This window comes from Ruminiclostridium josui JCM 17888, from assembly GCF_000526495.1.
In the GTDB taxonomy this organism is placed as follows: Bacteria; Bacillota; Clostridia; order Acetivibrionales; family DSM-1351; genus Ruminiclostridium; species Ruminiclostridium josui.
The window spans coordinates 2,567,152-2,579,088 of the sequence record NZ_JAGE01000001.1 but is presented as its reverse complement, the minus strand read 5'-3'; the positions used below and the strand labels follow the sequence as shown (position 1 = coordinate 2,579,088).

Here is an 11,937-nt window from a genome sequence, read left to right as displayed (position 1 = left end):
TACTTATTCATACTTTAAGATGTTTAAACTTTCTTTTTTCTAAGAGGTGCAACCCTACATAATATAAAAATAATACTAATATCACTAAAACATTCCTTAAACCTGATGAAATCGGGAACAAACTTAATAGCCATATTATTTCGATACCCATAGTTCCCATCATAATCAACGTGGATAACAGTGAATACACCACTTCTATAAGGTTATATTTAAATATGCTTGATGGTTTTGACCAAAACTGATGCAGCTTATATCTTAAATTAGGGTGACGAAGTATTACCGTAAAAATAAAATAACCATCACTCAATGATAAAGGACTAAGATTAATTAAAAATATTCTTAAATTTGATAAAGCTAAAATTTTATATAATTCATATTCCGTTACCAAAAACAAATTAAGGAATACAAAGCAAAGTAACAAATTTAAAAATACTCCTGCAAACAAAACCCTAAGAATATCCCTCTTTTTTAAAGAGTATATATTTTTATTTTTAACATAGAACATAGGAATGATTCCGAAGTAAAGTACTAAGGAAAAATTCTGTGGTTGTACGCCACATCGTATTCCTGCTACTACATGCCCTATTTCATGAAATACAAACATTAATATCATGCCACCGTTAATTAAAAGGTAGCCCAACCAACTGTTTGATGAACCATTTCCATAGTTCAGCCAATGATTAATGCTTGTTTTTCGAAATATTGAAAATCCATTGTTAACATTCAGTATAAAAAATAAAACAAAAGCCAAAGCAAATGCGATAACCAATATGTTTGACAGTATTTTGGCAGTTCTCTGCGATTTTTTTCTGTCTTTAATATCCCTAAAGTTATAATTAATTAATTTTATTGAAAAATTGTCCACCTCGTTAAATCGAACCGGTGCAGAATCATCCTCTTCGATGAGTCCCTTTCCTCTTAAAATTCGGACAATATTTTCAATCTCACTTTCCCGAATACCTGCCTTCCTGGATATATCGGCTATCGTATGATTACCATCCAACAAGGCACTAACCCGCTCAAAACTGCCCTTTTGATGAGCAGGTAACATAAACTGTGTATCTTGCTCAAGGTTTCCGATTACCCAATATCCCTCTCCCTTTTTATTGATAAAGATATCATTAGTGTATACAGAACCCTTTAGTTTGGGCTTGATTCGATTTTTATCAGTTATTGGTAGATCAGTTATATTTTCCATATTTATCTCTTAATTCCATACATATTGTAGGATTCAACAAAAATATTCTCAATTACGCATTTACTAATATCACAAACCTCTTTAATAGGTCTGGATATATCTCCATTTGTTAGATAACGGGCTCCTATACAGTGTCCATAGGTTTTAGAACATATGGGTTTCACCCAACAATTATTACACTCCGTATTATCATTGGCCTGACGCAACAATTCTCTTATACTTAGAAGCTTCTCCTGTTGTAATGCCAAGTCATCAAAAGCATAGCCAAGTGAAAATTTCTGCTCACCAATAAACATAAAGCAAGGATACATTTTTCCATCCACATCAGTGGCAAGATCAGTTTCTGTAGCACCACAGCCATTTCCATAAGCTTTTCTCTGCTTTGCTGCATATAAAAGACTGGCTACTGTCCTGGTTTTTGTATTTTCTATTCCACTCTTAAATTCTTCCTTCACCCATGCTTCAAAAAAATCGCAATATGCTTTACCGCAATCACAGCTAATACCCGTGTCTCCTATTAGAGGACTAATATGTATAATATCTGCCCCGAGGTTTTTTAGTGCTATAAATGATTCCATGCTCTTCTTCTCTTCAAATTCCCGGATATGCCCCTCGTGAATAGTACCTTCTATACAGATATAGAACTCTCTTTTATCCTTATTCATCAGATTAATTACATCCACAACACGCTCATATACAGAAGAAGGATCGTCCTTATAAATTCTCTTTTGGTCATTAACCTGCTTCGAACCATCTAAGCTTAAAGTTACAGACTCAAAATATTTATTAAATATAGCAATGCACTTTTCGTCAATCAATGTCCCATTTGTAACCATAGTAAATATTGGGCAATCCAGACCTAAACTTTTAAAATAGTTCTCAATCCATTCTACTCCTGAAAAGAGAACTTCTTTATTTAATAAGGGTTCACCACCGAAAAACTGAATTTGAGATATTCCATGGGGATAAAGCTCACAAGTTCGTGCCACAACTTTTTTCAGCGTATCCAACGACATATTCTTCATATAAGAATCTTGTTTATAATTCCCTCCGTGGGCATAGCAATATTTACAAGATAAATTACAGACTTCGCTTATGTTTAAAATTAAACGCTTACATTTTTGAGGGTCTTCTTTGATTATTTCTGAAATATGTTCCTCAGAACCGGGTAAATTAAACTGTTTCGCAGCTTTATCCAGTTCTTGGGAATTATAAGTGTCTAACAGAGAGGACAAATTATCGGGTATTACATAGAATCGCATTTGCCCGGAATCAAGCAAGTAGTATTTATTACTGTTTTTATACAAATGTTTCATTTTCTCACCCCGGTTGATGTATTTTTAATCCATAAAGATAATATATTTATATATTGCTTATATTTTCTAAATACATTTCAAATTGTAAGGTCGAAAAGTAGTATAAAAAAATACTTGTATTTTCTATAATTCATCCTTCAATTACATTATATGTTAACATTACCATGTAATTTACTTTTTTTCAATATTTTATAAATTATTGTTCTAAACATAATAAAAACAGAGTATCGCTATAAGAAAATTCTAACTTGCGACACTCTGCTTAAATTGTTCAAATTATTTATATTTGTACAAAGATCCCTGCATTACACAGAAGGCAAAGTACTTACCATTCCCAGCAAATACTTTTTCATAATTGCAAAATCTAATGCATTTATTGTATTATCAGCATTTAAATCCATATATTTATCATATGTAGTTGAACCATTCATTATATACTGCTTTAATAATGAAAAATCTATAGCATCAATATTTCCGTCATTGTTACAATCTCCGACTTTTTGTGTAGGTGTAGTGCTAGTTTCAAAGAAACCAATCTTTTTCATTTCTGCCCATATAGCGTCTGCTGCTGCATTACTTCCTGCTAATGTAGGATGAATTCCATCAGATAAAATGTATGAAGAATATTTTCCTTCAAAAGTTGGTCTTAAGTCAAAGAAATATCCTTTTGGTGAAGTTGAATTAGTTACAATACTCTGGATCTGTGGTCTGAGAGCGTTAAGATTTGGATTTAGCATACCAGCCAGTCCCCCTTGAGCATCTGGGTAAAACATATAAAACACTTTTACAACTCCGCTTTTACCCATTTGTTCAAATAAGGTTCTTGCTGCTGCAGCTGCATTATTAACATTTCCAGCTATGCAGTCATTTCCGCCACCATCCATTATTACGTATTTTACTTTACCTGCATTTACACCATTCTGAAACTGTTGAGGAATGTTTGGTGATATTCCTCCACTTAACATAGTTCCGCTTACAGAGAGATCTCTGAATTGGTCGTTTGAAGCCAAAACTCCATCGTTCTTTGCATTTTGCTCCAATCTTTTTGTAATATCATGAGACAATGCTAAAAATGAATCTCCTATTATTAGGACTTCACTTCCTGAAACTGTGCTTGCAGCAAATGAAGTTGTTGGTATACAAAGAGTAATTAATGCTACCAACAATAGGAAAGTGATAAAATTGGATTTCTTCATATTAATCTCCTCCTTAATATGTCTATCGTTTTGTACGATAGTAAACTTTGAATTCTCCTATGTATTCAGAACATGTTTTTCGAAGCTTCACTGAATACATTCGGTGAATCCATTAGATAAATAATATCATAATAGCAATGGAAAATAAAGTATAAATTGGGGTTTAGAACTATAAGTATTAGTAATTGGATGTTCTTATATTTGTTTTGTTATCATTTCCATAATTTCTTTCATTTCCTTTTTTAAGTCAGTTTTTCCATCATATAAACACCAATCAAAAATGATACCCCTTGCAACAACAAAAAGCATCTTTGTTAAAGTTTCCGGAGTTGAATCTTTGCTTATTTCATTATTTTTTTGTCCATCTCTAATGATATTTGTTAAAACATTCTGCATACCCCTACCATCAACAATAAACATTTTGTTTTCTGACGTATAAAACTTTTTTATCACATCAATTTCATCTTTCAAAGTATAGTCTGCATAAATGTCAAAAAATTCCACTATTCGTTTTTTACATTCCCTTTCGGTTAATTTGCCTTCTACTTGTTCAAGAAAATACTTATCAGCCTTATTGAATGCTTCTCTTAAAAGATCCATTTTAGATTCATAATAATAATAGTATGTACCTACTGATACACCGGCTTTTTTTGCAATCTGCTCTACTGTTACAGAATCAAATCCATATTTCCGAATTAGCTTTTCTCCGCACTTATATATTTTATTTTTTGATGCAATTGCCTGCTTAGTTCTTGTTGTCATTTTATTATTCATTGTAAATTCCTTTCTTTTTGAAATAATAGCGCTATATATTTACAATTTTAAACTAATTTAGTAAGCAGTATCAACCAATACTAAGCTTACAATTTCTAAGCAGTCAATTATGCTTTTCAAAGGGTTTCCTCCAAATTTAGTTTAGCTGAAATAAAGAAGCCAAATCTCATTTTTCTCTAATAATTTTTGCGTTTGACCTTGGGCCGCTATTTGACCGTTCTGGAGCATAATTGTAATATAATGAATCAACCATTTTACCAAACAAATACAGGTAAGTCATTCCTAAATATGTAGTGGTTAATATTACTAGAAGTATAATAAGGAATCTATATTTATATGGTTTTGCAAAACTGACAATAAATCTAAGCTTTTTTTCATTCATTCCACCTATAGTTATACAAAAAAATACAAGTTACAAAAATGCAAGAATGTTCTATATTTGAACATTCTTGCTTAGGTACTAAATTCCGTTAAAAATGATTTACAAATTAAATTTCTCAATTTTCTTTATTTTTTCGTATAAAAGGGGTCTTTCACTCTCAATTTTTTCTTTATACTCTAATAAAGAACGCCATAATTTCTTTGGTGTTTCAAACTGACTAAAATCACCGTTAAGCACTCTACCTTCAAGCAATGAAAATAGGTAGTCAAGCTCATCATCCGTATATTTCGGCATCATTGTCAGGCTGCCGTACATACTGATAAAATCCTTAAAATCACCACGATTAAAATCGAAAGCATCATTCCACCATGCTGTATACTCCTCAAAGCCATTTTTACCCTGGAGCTCATCATTTATTGCTCTGGCAGCATGGTATCCGCACATTATAGCCCCTTGGACAATAACCTCAACATGTGCTGCACTGTCACCTATAGTAATTACGTTGCTTAAGTATGGCTTTTTAAGTGGCGCATAAGACCTGAGTGAGCATCCTTGTTTGTCAATAATCCGTGAATTTGCAAAATTCTCTTTTAGTGGGCTATTTTGGGTAATGCCATCATAAAATGTTTCTGGCAATAACTGTTTGTTTCCTGCAATAGTCAATTCTATAGTGTTATCATCTTCAAGGCTTGGGGCGACAATTATTTCTCCGTAAGGATGATATGCACTTCCGTAATACTGGTTCCAACTCCCGGGTTCAAAACCACAAGTATTCTCAATTGTATATATTAAAACAAAAGGTGTACCAAACAAGCCTCTATCATTATTTAGGCCAAATACACCAGTAAGCTTTGCGTTGGCTCCCTCGGCTATTACCAATTTTTTAGCCTGAATTTCAGAAGTGCGTCCTTTAGATTTAAGCTCTAACTTAACAAAATCCCCTGTATCCGAACCGCCATAGGCCAAGGTCTCCAACCTTAACTCTACTCCCAGCCTCTCACAATCTTTCCATAAATCCTGAAGCAATTGCCCTTTATCAAATTTGATTGCAAATGGTCTTCCATCAGGATGAGCAAAATGTATTCTATGACCACTAGGGGAATAATGGTAATTGTTTACAACTTTCTTTAAACGTCCTGTATAAGGTATACTAAAGTTATTTCTTGTAAATACTAACTTTTTATCTTGTATTTGCAAGAATTCATTTTCATATATGTACTTATCCTTTCCCTTTAAAATGTACCTGCCAGTGTTAACTGGTTCATATTCAATATTTTGTTAAATATAGCAGGTCTTTCAATTTGAATTTTATCTTTATTTTGCAAAATGGAATCCCAGATAAGTTTTGGTGTTTTATATTGACTATATGTACCTTCCAGGGTTTTACCTTCGATTAATGAGAATAAGTAGTCCAGTTCATCGTCTGTATATGTGGGAACCAGCGCATAACCCTGAGAAACTTTAAGATATTCATCACGGTTGAATTCAAAAGCCTCATTCCACCAACGAGTATAACTTTCAAAGCCATTCTTACCATCAAGCTCACTATTTATAGCTTTTGCTGCATGATATCCGCACATTAAAGCACCCTGTACCTCAACTTCAACAAATGCAGCACTATCACCTATAGAGAGGACATTTTTCGTATACGGCTTCTTCAAAGACATAAATGCTTTAACTGCACACCCATGAATATCTAATACAGTTGTATTAGCAAACTGGTCTTTAAGGGGGCTGTTAGTAATTACATTTTCAAAGATTGATTTAGGTCTTATGCTTTTATTTCCAGAAAGTGTTAATTCTACGGTGTCGTCACCATATAAGCTTGGTCCTACAATTACTGCTGCATTGGAATGATATGTTTTTCCATAATATAAATTCCAACTGTTTGGAATATATCCCGATACCCCTTTGATAATATACTTTACAACATGAGCTGTTGCAAAATGCTGTCTGCCTTTATTAAGACCAAACATCCCTGTTAGTTTTGCATTAACACCTTCAGAAATAATTGCTTTTTTGGCCTCAATGGTATACCGCTTATCATTTTCTCTGAGACCTATTTTCACATAGTCCCCCATATCAGAACCTTCGTAGGCTAGAGTTGACATTCTTATGTCTACTCCTAGATCTTCACATTCTTTACATAAGTCCTGAAGAAGCTTGTTCTTATCAAACTTGACGGCAAAGGGCTTCTTGTCTGGATGTGCAAAATGAATCTTATGTCCACGAGGAGAGTAATAGTATTTGTCAGTAACATCCTTTAATTGTCCGGTGTACTTAACCTGGAAATTATTCCTCTCAAAAATAATTTTCCCGTCATTTACATGAACGAACTCATTTTCATATCCGTCATCTAAAATTATCTGAGCGGAACATGCACGTTTCAGGTGATCAAAATTCTTACTTTTCTCAACTATTACAACCCTAAGCCCCATTTCAGCTGCAGTTTTTGCAGCCATAAGTCCTGCAGGACCAGCACCCACAATGATTAAGTCTACTGTTTTACTCATAAAATCAAACTTCCCTTCATACACTAATATTGGTATTAAATGGCAAATTGTGTATGGGAATTATATCATCTTGAAATTTTATTTACAAATAAAGGTAAAGCTTGATAATTACAGAAATAATTCAAGATTTATAGAATTTTTTGTTTCTATTTCCATTTGTGGTTATTATTGCCTAAATTTGTCAAATTATCAAACTTACCTTATATAAAATATTTTGTTATTATAAAAGGTGTGAATTAATTAGGTTAGCAACCTATTTAAAATAAATTATGCATAAAGGAATGATTCTATGAGTGATAATTCTGTTTTTTTGTCTAACAAAACAATGATTGAAAAAGAAATTGAAGATGGCCTGAATATTCTTAACCATAGTTATACAATTAACGAAATAGATTGTGGACAGTTTTCCAATCTTCAAATACAAAATATAGTATATAATATTAAACAATATGAAATCGTTGGTGTTGGTAATCTATTGTTGATGGAATCAAAAGATTCATCAGAACTGCAGATGCTTACTTTTGTAATTACACCTTACTATAAGAATTTGCCTCTTTTCTCTAGTGACTATTTATTTATTGGGGAAAAACGAAATTTTTTAGTTGAATATTATGATTTGGTGAAGGAAAAGAATTCACTATATAATGCATATCTTGATAAGCTCCAAGCTATAAAGGACAAATATGCAGATTTACCTGACATGAAACTAAAAGAATGTTGGTATGATTCATTAAAAACAGTATGCATTGCCAAAAAAACTTCAAGTGCACAGGATGATATCATACTCTCAATTTTTAATGAAAATTTACATAGATTTATTGAAGCAGAACAAGAAATGGATATCCTTTCAGAAAGTGAAAAGGTGGTTAAATTAAAGATTACAAAAGATTACGTAAATAATCTGATTGATATTGGAGGCGTATCTACAAATGTATTTAAGAATTCCATGGGTGCTGAATCTATAAAGAAATTCTTCAATTCTGTTTTCTTTGGGACAGAAAAATTTTAGTTGATACAGCAGCACTATTTACAGCAACGCCATATAGGGTGGTGGATTTTAGGCCAAATCCACCGCCCTATGGGTTGGATTCAAAAAAAGGACTTTATACTTCTCACAAATGAATTTATTGTTTTTCCCCGATTGCGGTAAACAGCCAACACAGTCCTTTGAAATGTTTAAAAAATTTATATTTCCTCATCTTATTAGCAAATTCGCCGGATATATTAGACGGCAACCAATAATTAATTGCTTTCACTTGTACATTTAATAATCCCGCCTCCTGCATAATTTTTTTCAGCATTCGGTATGAGTAGTATTTCTCGCTGCTTTTTCCAACGGTAATTGTTAAGTATATAAATTCCGGCGCTATCAGATTAGGCAGAGTTACCATAACTTTTCCACCTTTAGTTGCGTGCTTTGCCATGATTCTTATAAGCTCTACAGCCTCATCCCAATCATAATGCTCTATAACACCACAGTTCCATACAACGTCAAATTGCCCTATATTCAGGTCTTTTGAAAAAGCATCATCTGTTATAAAATTTATCTTGTTAGCATCTAAATTCATATACTGGCATATCAGCTTTGAATATTCTGATGAAAGAGGTGCATAATCAACCAGTGTTACATTAGCTCCTTTTGTTGCCATCATCAAACTAGAATACCCTGAACCGCTTCCTAATTCACATATTGATTTGTTATTTATTGTTCCTAAAAGCTCTATATAATGGTCCAACATTTCGTCGTATAAATACTTCCACCAAAGGCTTTCAATTTCTTCAGGTACTCCCTTTTCCTTGTAATAATCAATACTTTTCTGCCAAAGTCTATTCCAATAATCTAATTCATTCTCACCCTCAAGAGAATTATTCCGATATAATCTTTGAATAATTTTATCTATAAACCTTTCGCATGTAAACACTGGTTTTCCCCCTCTTAGCACTTTTACTACTTAATCATATAAAAATTAACATTTGTCCTTTATCTTAATCTTAGAACGAATGGCATTCAGCCATGTATTCTGCTTGCGTAACTTAACGAATTTACAATATTTGAATAGTTCCCCAAAATAATATACATATTTTTGCATATTACCGTTATTATACTACTTATATCCATTACTGTAAATATCTTGAATTTTTTTAAGCAATCATGTTTACAAAGAGAGTTATTAATAGTATAATTTTTTAATATATGTAAATATTTGTAATGTTTAATGCTCATTATTTGCACTTTAAAAACAGCAATCTTATGCCTATCGAAAGGAGAAATTTACACATTATGTTTACAGCGTTAGTCAGTACAACAATACTTGACTACATATAGTGCGCCACAACTAATTATATCTAATTAATTATGTGAAAGGGAGGATTAAACAATTTCACTTATGAACGGTAAACAAATACAAGAAAAATCTTTAAACCACATTGAAGATAATGTGAATGATTCAAGCATATTTAGTAATTTCCCAGATGAAATTGAGCATCTTGAGAAAATCAAGGATAAATTGAATGATGCTCTAGAAAGCTATAATAAATCAGTCAAACATTATGATGAGCAGTATATGGATTCTAAGCGGTACCTTGCCAATTATCGTAGTGAAATAGACCCAAAAGAAATATTTCAAAATGAGATTTCTATGGAGCAAATTGAAAGAGCCGGTACTCATGCGGTAAAAATGAGGGATAGAATTAACAAGTTATTAGAATCTCCTTACTTTGCAAGAATTGATTTTACTGAAGATGAAAGCGAAATTCCCTCTGTTTTTTACATCGGCAGATTTTCTTTTTCTGATGCAAATCAGTCAAATATTTTGATTTACGACTGGCGAACTCCTATCTCAAGTATGTTTTATGACTGTGAACTGGGTCAAGCAGGCTATGACGCACCAGTTGGAAGAATTAATGGAGATCTGACCCGTAAACGGCAATTGAAAATAGTTCAAGGGGAAATGAAATATGTTTTAGAAAGTTCAATAAACATTCAGGATGATGTACTACAAAGAGAGCTAAGCCACACGTCCGACGAAAAAATGAAGACAATAATCGCTACCATACAAAGAGAGCAAAATCAAATTATCAGAAACGAGCAAGCAGAAACTCTTATTATTCAGGGGGTTGCCGGATCAGGTAAAACGTCAATTGCACTACATCGAATAGCATATTTACTATATCGTTTTAAGGATACCTTGTCTGCTAAAAATGTAGTTATTCTTTCTCCAAACAAGGTTTTCGCAGACTATATTTCTAATGTATTACCTGAATTAGGTGAAGAACCAATCTTTGAAATGAGTTTTGCCGATGTTGCCGAAATACAATTAGATGGGATAATTAACTTCGAACCCGACAAGGACCCTCTTGAAACAAATGATACCGCTTGGGCAGAGAGAGTAAAATTTAAATCCAGATTTGAGTTTATAAAAATGATGGATGACTATCTTGAATATGCAACAACTGAATACTTCCAACCCACAGATTATGAATTTGGTAATTTTAAAGTTGATAGGGAATGGATTCTATCACGGTATAATGCATATAAAAATTATCCCATAAAAATCAAACTATCTGAAGTAGCATCAGATATTTACGATAAACTCCAAACTGAGAATATCAGGGATGATGAATTACCAAAGCCAAAATCTATTTTAAAGAAATTAAGCGAAATGTTTAAGATAAAAAATACATTAGCTCTTTATAAAGACTTTTATAAGACAATGAAGTTACCGGATAAATTCGTAATGCCTGATAAGAAAACGCTGGAGTGGGCTGATGTTTACCCCTTTATGTACTTTCATTCTGTCTTTGAGGGTTTGAAGGAAAACAAATTAATAAAGCACGTTATTATTGATGAAATGCAAGATTATACACCTGTCCAATATATTGTTTTAAATAAGCTTTTTAAATGCAAAAAAACAATACTTGGAGATTATGGGCAGTCTCTCAATCCAAATCACCTTCATTCTCTTGATGACCTCAAAAAAGTTTACGAAGGTGTAAATTACGTCGAACTGAATAAAAGCTATCGTTCAACATACGAAATTATTAATTTTGCCAAACAGATACAAAATGTTACAAAGCTAGAACCAATAGAGCGTCACGGAGATATACCTGAACTTATTTCTTGCAGCGATTCAGAGGATGAACTTTTAAAAATAAAAGAAAAAATTGATGCCTTTCAGCATAGTGGTAATGTGACACTTGGCATTATCCTTAAGACAAATAGTATGGCAGCTTCGCTATACGATAAGTTATCCAAAGATTACGATGCCCATTTAATTACCACTGATAGCCAACAGTTTGCTAATGGAATAACAATTACCTCAATTCAAATGTCTAAAGGCCTTGAATTTGATGAGGTAATTATTCCTTCAGCAAACATTGAGACCTATTACACTGATTATGACCGTAAGCTTTTGTATATTGCCTGTACCCGTGCCATGCACAAACTATCACTTCTATATACTGGAAGTTTAACTGAATTACTAAAAGGTGAATAAAGTTAAGTATGAAAAGGGAGTGTCGCAAAACTACTTAAAAAGTAGTCAGCTGTGCTCCCTTC

Annotated in this window: 9 protein-coding genes; 2 read left to right on the top strand and 7 right to left on the bottom strand. The window is 32.7% G+C overall.

Features of this window, described 5'->3' with window-relative positions; translation table 11 throughout:
- Nucleotides 1–7: 7 nt before the first annotated feature.
- The 6 genes from K412_RS0111805 to K412_RS0111775 all read right to left on the bottom strand — a co-directional run bounded on the left by K412_RS0111805 (nt 8) and on the right by K412_RS0111775 (nt 7,379).
- Entirely contained in the window at nt 8–1,198 is a 1,191-nt protein-coding gene (locus K412_RS0111805; protein WP_024833300.1) for a zinc metalloprotease, read from the bottom strand.
- A 2-nt stretch (nt 1,199–1,200) separates the two neighbouring features.
- Entirely contained in the window at nt 1,201–2,514 is a 1,314-nt protein-coding gene (locus K412_RS0111800; RefSeq protein WP_024833299.1) for a radical SAM/SPASM domain-containing protein, read from the bottom strand.
- Nucleotides 2,515–2,819: 305 nt separating this feature from the next.
- Nucleotides 2,820–3,710: a dockerin type I domain-containing protein gene (locus K412_RS22995; RefSeq protein WP_024833298.1), complete on the bottom strand. Its 891-nt coding sequence runs from the start codon at nt 3,708–3,710 to the stop codon at nt 2,820–2,822.
- A gap of 195 nt (nt 3,711–3,905) precedes the next feature.
- Nucleotides 3,906–4,484, bottom strand: a complete 579-nt coding sequence (locus K412_RS0111790; protein ID WP_024833297.1) for a TetR/AcrR family transcriptional regulator — start codon at nt 4,482–4,484, stop codon at nt 3,906–3,908.
- Between the two features lie 481 nt (nt 4,485–4,965).
- On the bottom strand, nt 4,966–6,063 hold the full coding sequence (locus K412_RS0111780) for an NAD(P)/FAD-dependent oxidoreductase (protein ID WP_024833295.1): 1,098 nt from the start codon (nt 6,061–6,063) through the stop codon (nt 4,966–4,968).
- 35 nt (nt 6,064–6,098) lie between these two features.
- On the bottom strand, nt 6,099–7,379 hold the full coding sequence (locus tag K412_RS0111775; RefSeq protein ID WP_024833294.1) for an NAD(P)/FAD-dependent oxidoreductase: 1,281 nt from the start codon (nt 7,377–7,379) through the stop codon (nt 6,099–6,101).
- A 289-nt stretch (nt 7,380–7,668) separates the two neighbouring features.
- Between K412_RS0111775 and K412_RS0111770 the strand changes: the two genes are divergently transcribed.
- On the top strand, nt 7,669–8,388 hold the full coding sequence (locus tag K412_RS0111770; RefSeq protein ID WP_024833293.1) for a bilin reductase: 720 nt from the start codon (nt 7,669–7,671) through the stop codon (nt 8,386–8,388).
- A gap of 115 nt (nt 8,389–8,503) precedes the next feature.
- On the opposite strand, the gene K412_RS0111765 is transcribed toward K412_RS0111770, so the two are convergent.
- Nucleotides 8,504–9,301, bottom strand: coding sequence for a class I SAM-dependent methyltransferase (locus K412_RS0111765; protein WP_024833292.1), 798 nt, complete (start codon nt 9,299–9,301; stop codon nt 8,504–8,506).
- 465 nt (nt 9,302–9,766) lie between these two features.
- Here K412_RS0111765 and K412_RS0111760 point away from each other — a divergent pair, with 465 nt between their 5' ends.
- The gene (locus K412_RS0111760) at nt 9,767–11,875 is read left to right on the top strand and encodes a HelD family protein (RefSeq protein WP_081741759.1); all 2,109 of its coding nucleotides are present in this window, start codon (nt 9,767–9,769) and stop codon (nt 11,873–11,875) included.
- The last annotated feature ends 62 nt before the right edge of the window (nt 11,876–11,937 follow it).